At 74.8% G+C, this 14,151-nt stretch carries 12 protein-coding genes; 7 read left to right on the top strand and 5 right to left on the bottom strand.

What is annotated here, in order from left to right:
- Window positions 1-42: 42 nt before the first annotated feature.
- On the top strand, window positions 43-1,119 hold the full coding sequence (locus SM577_RS02555) for a DNA polymerase III subunit beta family protein (protein WP_474586226.1): 1,077 nt from the start codon (window positions 43-45) through the stop codon (window positions 1,117-1,119).
- A gap of 89 nt (window positions 1,120-1,208) precedes the next feature.
- Window positions 1,209-2,495 carry a serine--tRNA ligase gene (gene serS / locus SM577_RS02560; protein WP_474586176.1) on the top strand — a complete coding sequence of 429 codons (1,287 nt, stop codon included), beginning with the start codon at window positions 1,209-1,211 and terminating at the stop codon, window positions 2,493-2,495.
- A gap of 95 nt (window positions 2,496-2,590) precedes the next feature.
- Here the strand turns inward: serS and SM577_RS02565 are convergent, their stop codons facing one another.
- The 4 genes from SM577_RS02565 to SM577_RS02580 are packed head-to-tail and all read right to left on the bottom strand — an operon-like array spanning window position 2,591 to window position 7,451.
- Window positions 2,591-3,550, bottom strand: coding sequence for a cytochrome c biogenesis CcdA family protein (locus tag SM577_RS02565; protein ID WP_474586177.1), 960 nt, complete (start codon window positions 3,548-3,550; stop codon window positions 2,591-2,593).
- Entirely contained in the window at window positions 3,550-4,176 is a 627-nt protein-coding gene (locus tag SM577_RS02570) for a TlpA family protein disulfide reductase (RefSeq protein WP_474586178.1), read from the bottom strand. The genes SM577_RS02565 and SM577_RS02570 overlap by 1 nt, the downstream gene beginning before the upstream one ends.
- Window positions 4,177-4,197: 21 nt before the next feature.
- A complete protein-coding gene (locus tag SM577_RS02575; RefSeq protein ID WP_474586179.1) occupies window positions 4,198-5,664 on the bottom strand; it encodes an NADH-ubiquinone oxidoreductase-F iron-sulfur binding region domain-containing protein in 1,467 nt (488 codons plus the stop codon).
- The gene (locus tag SM577_RS02580) at window positions 5,661-7,451 is read right to left on the bottom strand and encodes a hypothetical protein (protein ID WP_474586180.1); all 1,791 of its coding nucleotides are present in this window, start codon (window positions 7,449-7,451) and stop codon (window positions 5,661-5,663) included. The genes SM577_RS02575 and SM577_RS02580 overlap by 4 nt, the downstream gene beginning before the upstream one ends.
- Window positions 7,452-7,743: 292 nt before the next feature.
- Here SM577_RS02580 and SM577_RS02585 point away from each other — a divergent pair, with 292 nt between their 5' ends.
- The 3 genes from SM577_RS02585 to SM577_RS02595 all read left to right on the top strand — a co-directional run bounded on the left by SM577_RS02585 (window position 7,744) and on the right by SM577_RS02595 (window position 11,117).
- Window positions 7,744-9,192, top strand: coding sequence for an alpha-amylase (locus SM577_RS02585; protein ID WP_474586181.1), 1,449 nt, complete (start codon window positions 7,744-7,746; stop codon window positions 9,190-9,192).
- Window positions 9,193-9,267: 75 nt separating this feature from the next.
- Complete coding sequence (locus tag SM577_RS02590; RefSeq protein ID WP_302918899.1) at window positions 9,268-10,182, top strand: L,D-transpeptidase family protein; 915 nt, start codon at window positions 9,268-9,270, stop codon at window positions 10,180-10,182.
- Window positions 10,183-10,262: 80 nt separating this feature from the next.
- A complete protein-coding gene (locus tag SM577_RS02595) occupies window positions 10,263-11,117 on the top strand; it encodes an alpha/beta hydrolase (RefSeq protein ID WP_474582060.1) in 855 nt (284 codons plus the stop codon).
- Between the two features lie 34 nt (window positions 11,118-11,151).
- Here SM577_RS02595 and SM577_RS02600 read toward each other — a convergent pair whose 3' ends face one another.
- Window positions 11,152-11,781, bottom strand: a complete 630-nt coding sequence (locus SM577_RS02600) for a TetR/AcrR family transcriptional regulator (RefSeq protein ID WP_474586182.1) — start codon at window positions 11,779-11,781, stop codon at window positions 11,152-11,154.
- Window positions 11,782-11,901: 120 nt separating this feature from the next.
- On the opposite strand from SM577_RS02600, the gene SM577_RS02605 reads away from it, so the two are divergent.
- Both SM577_RS02605 and SM577_RS02610 read left to right on the top strand, forming a co-directional pair.
- Window positions 11,902-12,768 carry an SDR family oxidoreductase gene (locus SM577_RS02605; protein WP_474586183.1) on the top strand — a complete coding sequence of 289 codons (867 nt, stop codon included), beginning with the start codon at window positions 11,902-11,904 and terminating at the stop codon, window positions 12,766-12,768.
- A gap of 211 nt (window positions 12,769-12,979) precedes the next feature.
- Window positions 12,980-14,116, top strand: a complete 1,137-nt coding sequence (locus SM577_RS02610; protein WP_302918903.1) for a site-2 protease family protein — start codon at window positions 12,980-12,982, stop codon at window positions 14,114-14,116.
- Window positions 14,117-14,151: the final 35 nt, after the last annotated feature.

Consider the following 14,151-nt stretch of genomic DNA (forward strand, 5'->3'; position numbering starts at 1 on the left):
GACCTGGTTGAGACGACAGGATCATCGGCCGTGGAGAGCGACCTGCGCAGCATCGGCGAGCTGGCCCGGGCCAGCGGGCTGACGGTGAGCGCGCTGCGGTTCTACGACTCGGCCGGGGTGCTGGTCCCCGCGCTGGTCGACCCGGTCACCGGCTACCGCTGGTACACCGACGACCAGGTGGCGCCGGCCCGGCTGGTGGCCGGGCTGCGCCGGGTCGGCATGCCGGTGGCCGAGATCGCGCGGGCGGTCCGCGCCGAACCGGCCGCGGTGCACCGGCTGCTGGACGCGCACCTGCGCCGGCTGGAGGACGGGCTCGCCGACGCCCGCCGCGAACTCGCCCGGATCCGCACCCTTGTCGATCCCGCGGAGCAGCCGATGTTCACCCGCCTCGTGCTGGCCCGCGCCGACCTGGCCCGCGCCATCGACGCCGTCCGCTTCGCCGTCGGCGACGACCCCGCGCTGCCGGCGCTGGCCGGCGTGCTGTTCGACGTCGAGCCGGACGGAATCCGGCTGGTCGCCACCGACCGGCACCGGCTGGCCGTGGCCCGGGTCGGTGGCCGGCCGGACGGCCCGCCGGTGCCGGCGCTCGCCCCGACCGGCTTCGTCGACGGGGTCCGGGCCCTGCTCGACACCGGCGAGGGGAGCACCGCCGAGGCGTGGCTGACGGTGGCCGGCGACACCATCTCGGTCTCGGTGGCCGGGCGCGCCGTCGAGGGCACCGCCCTGGCGTACCAGTTCCCGGACTACGCCCGGCTGCTGCGCCCGCTCGTCGGCGGGTCCCCGGCGCACCGGCTGACCGTCGACGTGGCCGCCCTGCGCGCCGCGCTGACCAGCCCGGACGCCCCGGTCGTGGCGTGCGGGCACGACGGTGTCGAGCGGGCCGTGACGGTGCTCGGCCCGGACGACCGGGGCGGGGTGCGGCTGCTCGGCGCCGACGAGCTGACCGACGACCCGGACGCGTTCCGGGTCGGGGTCAACGGCGGCTACCTGCTCGACGCGCTGGACGCCGCCGGTCGGGCGCAGCTGGTGCTGGAGCTGGACGACCCGGTCGCCCCGCTGGCCGTCCGCCGGCCGGACGACGCCGACTCGTTCTCCGTCCTGATGCCGGTGCGGCTCTGACCGTCTCCGGTCCCGCCCGGGGCGCGCGGGGCCGCGACGGTAGCATCTGGAGGTCCACCTGACGTCCGGACGGAGGCGTACGGAGCAGCATGCTCGACATGGAGTTGATCCGGAAGGATCGGGACGCGGTGGCGACCGCGCTGGCCAAGCGGCTGGACCCGGCCGAGGTGACCCGCGCGCTGGACGAGCTCCAGCAGCTCGACCAGCAGCGCCGCGGCCTGATCACGGAGATCGACGGCGAGCGCCAGCGCCGCAAGGCCGAAGCCCGCGCGTACGCGGAGGCGAAGCGGGCCGGCCGCGAGCCGGAGGTCGCCGCACCCGAGGCCGGCCGCAAGCAGCTCGCCGAGCTGGAGGCCGAACTCGACGAGGTGCAGGCCCGGCTGCGCGACCGGATGAGCGAGCTGCCCAACCTGCCCGCCGACGACGTCGTCCCCGGCGGCAAGGAGGCCAACCGGGTCGTCCGCACCTTCGGCGAGCCGCCGGCCATCGAGCAGGTCCGCGACCACGTGGAGCTGAGCCGGGCGCTCGGCCTGGTGGACCACGAGCGCGGCGTCAAGCTCGGCGGTTCCGGCTTCTGGATGTACACCGGCCTGGGCGCGCGGCTGGAGTGGGCGCTGCTCAACTGGCTGATCGAGCAGAACATCACCGCCGGCTACGAGTTCCTGCTCCCGCCGCACCTGCTGCTGGACAGCGCCGGCTTCGCCGCCGGCCAGTTCCCCAAGTTCTACGACGACGTCTACCACCTGGACCGGCAGTCCGCCCCGCGCGGGCAGTTCCTGCTGCCCACCGCGGAGACGGCGATCCTCGGCGCGTACCAGGACGAGATCCTGGAGACCGCGAAGCTGCCGCTGAAGGCGTTCGCCTACACCCCGTGCTACCGGCGCGAGGCGGCCGGCTCGCACTCGGACGAGCGCGGCACCGTGCGCGGCCACCAGTTCAACAAGGTGGAGATCTTCCAGTTCACCCTCCCGGAGCAGGCCGACGACGCGCTGGCGGCGATGGTCGGCCACGTGGAGAGCCTGGTCGAGAAGCTGGGCCTGCACTACCAGACCAGCCTGCTGGCGGCCGGCGACGCGAGCGCCTCGATGAAGAAGACCCTCGACATCGAGGTGTGGATGCCGAGCACCGGCAAGTACAAGGAGGTGTCGTCGGTCTCCTGGGCCGGCGACTACCAGGCCCGCCGGGCGGCCATCCGCTACCGGGAGCCGGGCGGCAAGCAGACCCGCTTCGTGCACACCCTCAACGGGTCCGCGCTGGCCACCAGCCGGCTCTTCCCGGCCATCCTGGAGCAGTTCCAGCAGGCCGACGGGTCGGTGCTGGTCCCCGAGGTGCTCCGCGACCGGCTCGGCACCGACCGGCTCACCCCGGTCCGCTGACTCCGGCCAGCGAGACCGCCACGCCCGCCGGGACGGCCGGTACCGACGCCGCCGCTGGGGTGCGCACCCCTGCCTCCAGGCGTGATACCGCACAGTCATATCGATGACTGTGCGGTATCACCCTCCGGCCGACAATCGCCGACCGGCGCTACCGGCGCCACGGCGGTCGGGGTCGCGGGCGCCGGACCAGCCGGGGCCGGCGCCACGCCGGCCGGTGCATCCCGGTGCCGGGCCGCCGCGCGGGCGGCGAGCCGGAACAGCAGCAGCGCGGCCAGCACCGCGGCGAGCCAGGCCGGTCCGATCGCGTCGAGCGCGGTGACCAGCGCCCGCTGCACCCGACCGGCAGCCGCCACCACGGGATCGGCCAGCGCGTCCCGGCGGCCGGTGGCGAGGCGCGCCTCGTACCAGCCGTACCAGGCGACGTAGCCGCCGGCGAGCAGCAGCACCAGGCCGCTGAGCCGGGGCACCACCGCGCCGGCGGCGCGCAGCCGGGCCACCAGGTGGCCGCGCAGCAGCGCCACGCCGAGCGCGGCCACCGCGACCACCAGGCCCATCCCGAGGGCGTACGCGACGAAGAGCGCCAGCCCGCGCGGCGTGGACCCGGCCTGGAGGCTGGTCACCACGGTGGCCAGGAACGGCGCGCTGGCGCAGCCCAGCGACGCCACCGCGTACGCCATGCCGAACAGCGTCATGGAGACCCAGGAGCGGGTCAGCCGGGGCGCCCGGGCCAGTGGGCGGAGGGTGGGCAGTCCCCGGCCCGCGAGCAGCCAGCAGCCGAGCGCCACCAGCAGCAGCCCCAACGCGACGGTGAGCCAGGGCAGCCGGGGGCGCAGCCAGCCGGCGAGCGGCGCCAGCGCCAGCCCGAACGCGCCGAAGACCAGCACGTACCCCAGGGTCAGCCCGGCGGCCGCGGTGAGCGCGCGGCCGACCGCGCCCCGGCTGTCCGGGGCGCCGGCCACCAGCAGCGACAGGTACGCCGGCAGCAGCGCGAAGCCGCACGGGTTGACCGCGCCGAGCATGCCGGCGGTCAGCGCCAGCAGCAGCGGGGTAGCCATCAGCCGGCCAGCGCGGCGACCCGCCGGGTGAGGTCCTCGCCGTCGAGGAAGCCCTGGTGCACCACCCGACCACTCCGGTCGATGATCACGAAGGTGCTCTGCTCGACCACCTCGAACCGGCGCCACAGCGCGCCCGCCCGGTCGTCCAGTTGCGGCGTCCCGGCCAGCTCGAACTCGGTGACGAAGTCCTTCATGGCCCGCTGCTCGCCGAGCCCGGCCACCCCGACGACGGGCACCGTCTCCCGGTACTTCGGGGCCACCTCGGCGACCGTCCACGCCTGACTGGCGCAGGTGGCGCACCACGGCGCCCAGAACCAGAGCACCACCGGCCGGCCGGCCAGCGCGGCGCCGGAGAACGCCGCCCCGTCCAGGGTCCGCGCGGTGAAGGCCAGGGTGTCCGGCACCGGCGCCGCCGCTGCCGACCCGGTGGGCGGCGGCGCGCTCGGGCCGGAGGGCGACGGCGCGGTCCCGCCGGTGCCGGCGGCCGGCTCGGCCGGATCCGCCCCGGCCGCGCAGGACGCCACACCCACCAGGGCGGCGAGCAGCAGGGCGAGCGGGCCGGCCGCCCGACGCCGGGTGCGGCGGCGGGACCGCCCGGACCTGACCGATCGGCACGGCGTCCGCATCCCGTCTCCCTTCGCAGCTGGCTACTCGGCCCTGGCCAGCCGCAGGGCCAGCTCGGGGCAGACCTTGACCGCCTTCAACGCGCCCTGGCGCAGCCAGGTCGGCACGGGGGTGGACGGGAAGGCGGGGTATCCGTTGGCGTCCAGCCGGATGAAGTCGGGCACCACGTGGGCGCAGAGCCCGTGCCCGTCGCAGCGGGACCAGTCCAGGGTGAGCTTCTGCGGGTTGGGATCGGGCGCGCCGGGCAGCCCCATCACGCCCTTGACCCGGCGGCCGCAGCCGTCGCCGGTGGTGTGCAACCGCAGGTCCTCGGCGAAGACCTCCATCGCGGAGAGGGCGAACCGGGCCGTACCGTCGGGGTGGCTGCACGCGCCGCGGCCCTTCACGTCGCCGGCGGCGGCCCGCACCACCTCCACCGGCGCGCTGCCGGAGACCGCCAGGTCGACCGCGCGGGCCAGGTCGGGCAGGCCCATCCGGCACGGGCCGCACTGCCCGGCGGACTCGCCGGCCAGGTAGCGGACCACCTGGGCGGCCTCGCCGAGCGGGCAGGTGTCCGGGCCGAGCGGGACGACGATGCCGGCGCCGAGGGTGCCGCCGACCGCGGCCAGCCCCGTGCGGGAGATCTCCGCCCGGTCGGCGGCCTCCTGGGTGATCCACTTGCCGTGGTAGCCGCCCATCAGGATGCCGGGGCCGTCCGGCACCTCGCACAGGTCGAGGATCTCCCGCAGCGGGGTGCCGGCGGCGCACTCCACCACCGCCGGGCGCTTCGCCGCGCCGGTGACGGTGAGCAGCACGGTGCCCGGCTCGTCGTCGGTGCCGAGCGCCGCGTACTCGTACGGGCCGAGCCGGGCCGCGACGGCCAGTTGGGCGTACGTCTCGGCGTTGGAGAGCAGGGTGGGCAGCCCGCCGACGCCGGAGTCGCTGGAGCGCTTCTTGGTGCCGGGCGGGATGTGCGGCAGGCCGTTGATCCCGTTGACCAGCGCGCCGCCCTCGCCGGAGATGAACCGGTGCGGCACGGTGACGACGGTGGTCGGCACGGGCATCCGCCGCTCCTGCAACGCCTCGGTCAGCGACTCCTTGCCCACCCCGTCATCGGCGATGCCGATCACGATCTCGTCGGCGTCCAGCGCGTACGCGGCCAGCGCGGCGCCGTCGAGGATGAGGTGCGGGGCCCGGGTCAGCAGCACCTTGTCCTTCCAGCTGGCCGGCTCGCCCTCGGTGGCGTTGACCACCACCACGGCGGTGAGGTCCTGCCGCTCGCAGGACTCCAGCACGGCGCGGAGCTTCCTGGCGAACGGGAAGCCGGCGCCGCCCTTGCCCTTGAGCTGGATGCCCTCGGCGAGCCGCAGCAGGTTGGCCGGTTCCATCGGCCCGATCGGCCCGTGCACCTCCTCGTGGGCGAGCAGGTCGAGGCGGCCGAACTCGGCGAAGCCGGCGGTGAGCCGGGGCTCGCCGACGCAGGCCACCGCGGGCACGGTGGTGCGCGTCATCGCGCCTCACCCCGCAGCCCGGCCCAGTACGCCCCGTCCACCGCGTCGGCGTTGGCCCGGCGCCGGCGGCGACTCTCCTTGGCCTCCCGGCGGGCCCGCCGGGAGGCGAGGTCGACCAGGGTCGGGGTGTCGTCGGCCGGCACCTCCTCCGGGACGTACCGGGCCGGCGGCCGCCAGTAGTCCGGCTCCTCCGGCACGTCGTCCTCGACGCTGTGCCGCCCGCCGCCGCTGCGCGGCGCCGCGGAGATCGGCCCACCCGAGATCGGCCCACCGGAGATCGGGCCGGCCGACACCGGGCCGGCGGAGATCGGGCCGGCGGAGATCGGGCCGGCGGAGATCGGCTCGGTGGCCTCCCAGCGGCGCGGGCTGTCCCACGGCTCCTCCGGCTCGTTGGAGCGGGGCGGCACCGAGTACCGGGTGCCCGCCTCGGCGTCGACCCGGGACCGGCGGCTGACCCGTCCGCTCTCCTCGTCGCCCCGGCGGCGGCGGCCGGTCGGCGCCAGCTCCTCGTCGTCCCGGACCCGCCGGCCGGTCGGCGCCAGGTCCTCCGCGGTGCGCCGGCGGCGGCCGGTCGGGGTCAGCTCCTCGTCCCGGCGGCGGCCGGCCCGGGCCGGTTCCCCGGCCCGGCGGGACCGCCGCTCGGCGGGCGCCGGCTCCTCGCCGCGACGGCGGGTCGCCCGCCGCTGCGGCTCCTCCTCCCGGCGGCGCCGGGCGGTCGGCTCCAGCTCGTCCTCGCGGCGGCGGGCCACCGCTTCGCGCTCCCCGGTGCGGCGACGGCGGGCGACCGGCGCCAGGTCCTCGTCGCGGCGGCGGGCCGGGCGGACCGGTTCGCGCAACGACCCCGGCTCGGGCACCACCGGCACGGTGAACCGCTCCGGGTCCCGCCGCTTGGCGCCCGGCGCGGCCCAGGTGCCGGCCAGGGTGGTCTCCGCCCAGCTGCTGTCCCGGCCGGCGCCGTCGGCGCGACGGCGGGACAGGCCACCGAGCAGCGCCCGGCCCCTGCCGTCCTCGGCCGGTCGGGCGGCCAGGGCCTGGTTCATCGCGGCGGCCTGGTGCTGCTCCCGGCTGCGCCGCCCGAACGTCACCGAGAGCCGCACCAGCAGTGCCAGCACGACCAGCAGCACGCAGGCGAGGTAGCTGAGCACCACCCAGGACTTCGCCGGCCGGCCGGCGTTGAGCCCGTGCAGGATGGCGAACGGCCAGGAGAGGTACGCCGTCGAGTGCAGCGCCCGCCACAGCCACTTCGGACCGACCCCGGCGAACCGGGCCCGGACGATGCCGGTCCAGAGCACACTCACCATGAGCAGCCCGGCCACCGTGCCGAGACCGACGTAGAGCCCGCCGCCGCCGACGAACGGCACGATCGCGTCGGTGCTCGCCGCCCGGCCGGTGGCCACCTTGGTCAGCACGTGGAAGAAGAGCCCGGCGACGCCGAGGATGCCGGTGGCCCGGTGCGCGGACTGGAGCAGCACCCGGTGCCGGATCAGCAGCACCAGCCGGTCGGTGGCGAGCAGCCCGAGCATCACGGTGAGGCTCAGCGCCACCAGGGCGATCACGCCGGCGAAGAACTCGGTGAAGAAGAAGCCGTAGGCGTACGCCGTCTGGCCGGCCCCGGTGAGCATCGTCCCCGCCCACAGCGCGGCGATCGCGGACACGGTCAGCACGGCCGTCGCGGACCGGGACCGGGTGCGCACGCCCCGGCTGGTGCTGGTGGTCCGGACGGTGGCCGGTTTCTGGTTCTGCTTGACCCGGGCCATCTGCTCCTCGATCGTCTCGCGGCGGCGCACCGCCGGCCGACCTGCTCCCCCATCGAGTACGGAGCGACGGCGTGGTCGGATCACCGACCCGGGAAAAAATTCCGGCCCGGTTGTCGAACCGTCCGGCCACCGGCCGCGTGTAGCGACGGCCACCCTCGACGGCCCGCGAAGAATAGTGACGAATTTCCATGCGTTGACAGCCGCTGCAACGCGCTTGTAATCTTTCCGAAATATTTCACCCCTGGTTGCAAGATTCGGGCAGCCGAGGGATTCCGCTCCCCCGCACCACCACCCCGTCCCCCGCACCCCGTCAGGAGTTCCGATGCATCGACGTCGATGGCACTCGGCGCTGCTCGCCCTCGGTGTGATCGCGAGCGTGCTCGTCCCCACCACCGTGACGGCACCCCCGGCCGTCGCCGCACCGGCCGGCACCAAGAAGGTGATCGTCCAACTCTTCGAGTGGAACTGGACCTCGGTGGCCAACGAGTGCCGGACCACGCTGGGCCCCAAGGGCTACGGCTGGGTCCAGGTCTCCCCGCCGCAGGAACACGTCCGCGGCGCCCAGTGGTGGCTGGCGTACCAGCCGGTCAGCTACCGGATCGAGTCCCGCAAGGGCACCCGCGCCCAGTTCAAGGCCATGGTGGACGCCTGCCACGCGGCCGGCGTCAAGGTGATCGTGGACGCGGTCGTCAACCACATGTCCGGGCAGGACAACGGCGGCACCGGCTGGGCCGGCTCGTCGTACGGGCACTACGACTACCCGGGCATCTACCAGTACCAGGACTTCCACCACTGCGGCCGCAACGGCGGCGACGACATCGCCAACTACGGCGACCGGTGGGAGGTGCAGAACTGCGAACTGGTCAACCTGGCCGACCTGAGGACCGAGTCGGACTACGTCCGGGGTCGGCTCGCCGGCTACCTCAACGACCTGCTCTCGCTCGGCGTCGACGGCTTCCGGATGGACGCCAGCAAGCACATGCCGGCCGCCGACATCGCCGCGCTGCGCAGCCGCCTCTCCCGGCCGGTCTACCTGGTGCAGGAGGTCATCCACGGCGCCGGCGAGCCGATCCAGCCGGGCGAGTACACCGGCAACGGCGACGTGCACGAGTTCCGCTACGGCAAGGACCTGGCCCGGGTGTTCCGCTCCGAGCGGCTCGCCTACCTGCGCAACTTCGGGGAGGGCTGGGGCCACCTGCCCAGCGGCGTGTCGGCGGTCTTCGTGGACAACCACGACACCCAGCGCGACGTCGGCGGGGTGCTGACCTACCGCGACCGGGGAACTTACGCGCTGGCCAACGCGTTCATGCTGGCCTGGCCGTACGGTTCGCCGACGGTGATGTCCAGCTACACCTTCAGCCAGCGCGACCAGGGCCCGCAGCAGGACGGCTCCGGCCGGACGCTCGACGTGACCTGCTACTCCGGCTGGGAGTGCGAGCACCGCTGGCCGGTCATCGCCAACATGGTCGGCTTCCGCAACGCCACCGAGGGCGCCGGGGTCGCCAACTGGTACGACAACGGCAACAACCACATCGCGTTCAGCCGAGCCGGCAAGGGCTACCTCACGGTCAACGACGAGGACCACGCGATCACCGGCCGCTCGTACCACGCCGGGCTGCCCGCCGGCCGGTACTGCGACGTCATCCACGGCACGTTCAGCAACGGCTCGTGCAGCGGGCCGGTGGTCACCGTGGACGGCAACGGCTGGTTCGCCGCCGACATCCCCGCCCATGACGCGGTCGCCATCCACGTCGGCGCCCGCCTGAGCTGACCCCCCACCTCCTCCAGGGACCCCCGTCCGGCCGATTTACCGGCCGGACGGGGGTCCTGCCATTACAGTCTCTTTGTGCCGTTTGACCGAATAACCACGTACCGCTGGATCCGCCGGGTGGCCACCGCCGTCGGCGTGTCCGCGCTGCTGGCGACGGCCGGCGCGACCGGCTGGGCGCTCACCCCGGAGCCGGTGCCGCCGCCGGTCGAGCAGGCGGCCCCCGCCGAACCGGACCCCACCGCCCCGGCGCCGAGCCCGACGCCCGAGGAGACCGTGCCGGTCGCCGCGCCCGCGCCGGACGACCTGCCGGTGGTCGACTACGACCCGGCGCCCCGCGGCTTCCCCGCCGACCCGGCCGCGGCGGACCCCACCCCGCTCACCGAGGGGCTGCACCCGACCCGCCGGATCGCCGCGTACGACGCGCCGGGCGGCCGGCCGCTGGCCTTCCTGGCCCCGACCATCCGCGGCGTCGAGCTGACCATGCCGATCGCCCAACGCCGCGCCGGCTGGACGGCGGTGCTGCTCCCGTCGGCCAACCGCCGGCTCGCCTGGCTGCCGCCCGGCGGCTTCACCACCGTCGAGCTGCGCGACCAGCTCGTGGTCGAGCGCCGGGCGCACCGGCTCACCTGGTACCGGGCCGGCCGGGCGGTGCGGTCCTGGGAGGTCAGCCTGGGGCAGCGGGGGCAGGAGACGCCGCTGGGCCGGACGTTCATCCTGGGCCGCACCCCACCGCCCCAGCACGTGTACGGCGGGGTGGACATCTTCGCCCTCGGCGCGGTGCCGGACGACCCGAACTCGGTGCCGGCCAGCCTGCGCGGGGCGCACATCGGCCTGCACAGCTGGTACCACGACGGCGAACTGGGCCGGAACACCACGAACGGCTGCATCCGGCTGACCCGCAGCGGCCAGCGGGAACTGCTGGCGGAGGTGCGGACCGGCAGCGCGGTGGTGGTGGTCGACCAACTGCCCGCCCCGCCGCCGACCGCCTGACCCGCCCGAGCGCGCCGGGAATCGCCGGCGGCCGGGCGGGTAACCGCAGGTCCGGACGCCACGACACCGGGAGGGACGCCATGGCCAGCGCGCCGCAGGGACCGGTCGACACCGTCGTACTCATCCACGGGCTCTGGATGACCTCGCGCAGTTGGGAGCGGTGGGCCACCCGGTTCGCCGGGCGCGGGCTGCGGGTGCTGACCCCGTCCTGGCCGGGCATGGAGGGCGAGGTCGAGCAGTTGCGGGAGGATCCCGCCCCGATCGCCCGGCAGCGCCTCGCCGAGATCGTCGACCACTACGACCGGATCATCCGGGAGCTGCCCACCGCACCGGTCATCATGGGGCACTCGTTCGGCGGCCTGATCACCCAGTTGCTGGTCGACCGGGGCCTCGGCGCGGCGGCGGTGGGCGTGCACCCGGCCGCGGTGAAGGGGGTGCTCAAGTTGCCGTTGAGCACCCTGCGCTCGGCTTTCTCTATCCTGCACAATCCGGCCAACCGGAACCGGGCGGTGCCGTTCACGCCCGACGACTTCCACTACGCCTTCGGCAACACCCTCAGCCGGGAGGACTCCGACCGCGCCTGGCAGCGGTACGCGGTGCCGGGCGCCGGGCGGGTGCTCTTCGAGGGGGCGTTCGCCAACCTCGACCCGAACTCCCCGGCCGAGGTGGACACCCGCCGCTCCGACCGGGCGCCGCTGCTGCTGATCGCCGGCGGGGTCGACCACGTGGTGCCGGCCACCGTGGTCCGCTCCAACGCGGCGCTGTACCAGAAGTCGCGGGCGCTGACCGCGTACCACGAGTTCCCCGGCCGCTCGCACTTCACGGTGGGGCAGCCCGGCTGGGAGCAGGTCGCCGACTACGCGCTGGACTGGGCGCTGCGGGCCGCGGCGCTGCCGCGTGAGCAGACCGTGGCCAGCGAGACCCCCCGCCCCTGACCACGGGGTCGCGGTGGAACGGCCCGGCACCGACCTACCGGGCGGGTGACGCCGGCCGCAGGCCGCGCAACGCGGCGTCCACCACCTGGTCGGCGTACTCGGCGGTGAGCGGGCCGGTGCGCTGGAGCCACCGGTTCAGGATCGGGCCGAACAGCAGGTCGACGGCGACGTCGAGGTCGACGTCCTCGGCCAGTTGCCCGGCGCGGCGGGCGGCGCGCAGGCGCTCCTTCTTCAGCTCGCGCAGCGGCCCGTCCAGCCGCTCCTGGTAGGCGGCGGCCAGGGCGGGATCGTGTACGACCTCCGTGTGCAGGGCCCGCATCGGCTGGTCGTAGCGGGGGTCGTTCAGTTCCTCGACGGTGGCCCGCAGCACCGCCTTCAGGTCGGCCGCCAGGTCGCCGGTGTCGGGTAGGGCCGCTAGGGCCGCCTCGCCAACGTCCTGCCCGTCGGTGGTCAAGGTCAGGAACGCGTCGAAGAGCAGGGCACCCCTGGACGGCCACCACCGGTAGATCGTCTGCTTGCCCACGCCGGCGGCGGAGGCGATGCCCTCGATGCTGAGCTTCGCGTAACCCAGCTCGCTGACCAGGTCGAGGGCGGCGGTGAGGATGGCCCGCCGCGCCGCCTGGCTGCGACGGCTGGAATCGGGAGCGACCTTCTGCGTGGGCACGGACCGAATCTAGCAGCAAGAGAGACGAGACGGTCCGTCTTGACATCCCGGCACGGCCGGGTATTGTCATCCTCGCAACCGAGACGAGACGGTTCGTCTCGCAACGAAGGGAGTCCCTCCATGGAGGCCTCAGGCACCGCCCCATCCCGGGTCTGGTTCATCACCGGCGCGAGCCGTGGCCTCGGCCGCGCGTTCACCGAAGCGGCGCTCGCCGCCGGTGACCGCGTCGTCGGCGCGGCCCGGGACGTCTCACCACTGGACGACCTCGCCGCCCGGCACCCCGACCGCCTGCTCGCCCTGCGCCTCGACGTCACCGACCGTCCGGCGGTCGTCGACGCCGTCGCCGAGGCGGTGCGGCACTTCGGCCGGCTCGACATCGTCGTCAACAACGCCGGGGCCCTGTTCGCCGGCATGGTGGAGGAATTCACCGAGGAGCAGGCCCGCGCCCAGATGGAGCTGAACTTCTTCGGCGCGCTCTGGGTCAGCCAGGCCGTCCTGCCGCACCTGCGCGCCCAGGGCGGCGGCCACCTCGTCCAGATCTCCAGCATCGGCGCGCTCGGCGGCTTCCCCAGCACCGGGCTCTACAGCGCCAGCAAGTTCGCCCTGGAGGGCATGAGCGAAGCCCTCGCCGCCGAAGCGGCCGCCTTCGGCGTCAAGGTCACCATCGTCCAACCCGGCGGCTACTGGACCGACCTCTACACCAGCAGCACCGCCACCACCCCCAACCCCGCCTACGACCCGCTGCGCGAGGAACTGGCCAAGCAGTGGGCCGAAGGATCGGTCGACAGCGAACCCCGGCTGGCCGCCGAGGCGCTGATGAAGCTGGTCGCCAGCGACAACCCCCCGCTGCGGCTGCTGCTCGGCAGCATGGTCTACGACGTCGCCGTCGACATCACCCAGCGACGCCTGGCGACCTGGGCCGAGTGGGAAGAGGTCAGCCGCGCCGCCGAGAAGGCGGTCCCGGACCCGCGCGCCGAGCTGAGCTGACCGGTGGCCGCTCCGCCGCCGAGTCGGTGGCCTGCCCGGTCACCGGCCCGGCGCGGGCCGAGCGACCGCCGGGTCCGGCGGCCGGGGGGCGAGCCGCGGCGGCGCGCCGATGGGCGGCGGCGGGCGGACCGGCTCGGCGCGCGTGATCGTGGTTCGGCCGCCCCGGTCCCGTTTCTGGCATGGGGACGGGATGCGGGGGTATCACGGAAACATGAGGGCGAGCTTCCGGCTTGGCCGGATCGCGGGCGTACCCGTCGGGGTCAACTGGAGCGTCCTGGTCATCTTCGCGCTGATCGCCTGGGGGCTGTCGGCCAACCAGTTCCCCCGGGCCTACCCCGGCGAGCCGGTGGCCGCGTACGTGCTGGCCGGACTGGCCGCCGCGGTGGTCTTCTTCCTCGGCCTGCTCGCCCACGAGGTGTCCCACGCGATCGTGGCCAAGCGCAACGGGCTGGCCGTCGAGGGGATTACGCTCTGGCTCTTCGGCGGCGTGGCCGAGCTGAAGGGCGAGGCCAAGGACCCCGGCGCGGAGCTGCGCATCTCCGGGGTCGGCCCGCTGGTCAGCCTGGTGATCGGGCTCTTCTTCGGGGCCATCGCCGTGCTGCTCGCCCTGGTCGGTGAGGACGGGCTGCTGCTCGGCGCGATGTCCTGGCTGGCCGGCATCAACGTGCTGCTGGCCGTGTTCAACGTGCTGCCGGCCGCGCCGCTGGACGGTGGGCGGGTGCTGCGGGCGGCGGTCTGGAAGTGGACCGGGGACCGGACGAAGGCGTCGGTGGTGGCCGCCCGGGCCGGCTGGGTGCTCGGCGCGCTGCTGATCGGCCTGGGGCTGTGGCAGTTCCTGGCCGGCGTCGGCTTCGGCGGGCTCTGGCTGGCCCTGATCGGCTGGTTCCTGATCGGCGCGGCCGGCATGGAGGAGCGGCAGGCCCGGCTGGGCAGCGCGCTGCGCGGGATCCGGGTGGCCGACGTGATGACCCCGCAGCCGCAGACCGCGTCGGGGCAGATGACGGTGGCCGACTTCGTGGACCACTACCTCTTCGCGTACCGGCACTCGGCGCTGCCGCTGACCGAGGAGGGCCGGCCGGTCGGGCTGGTCACCCTGGACCGGGTCCGCGGCATCCCGGCCGACCGGCGGACCGGCACCACGCTGGCCGAGGTCTCCTGCCGGGCCGACGAGCTGGTGCTCGCCTCCCCCGACGAGCAGCTCAACGACCTGCTCCCCCGGCTCAGCGAGTGCGCCGACGGCCGGGCCCTGGTGGTCACCGAGGGTCGCCTGGTGGGCATCGTCTCCCCCAGCGACATCAGCCGCGCCGTCCAGCGCGGCAGCATGCGCGACGACCTCGCCCGCCGCTGACCTCGTGATCGCCTGTCGCTGAGCCGGCCCGACCT

The organism is Micromonospora desertarenae (assembly GCF_056150265.1).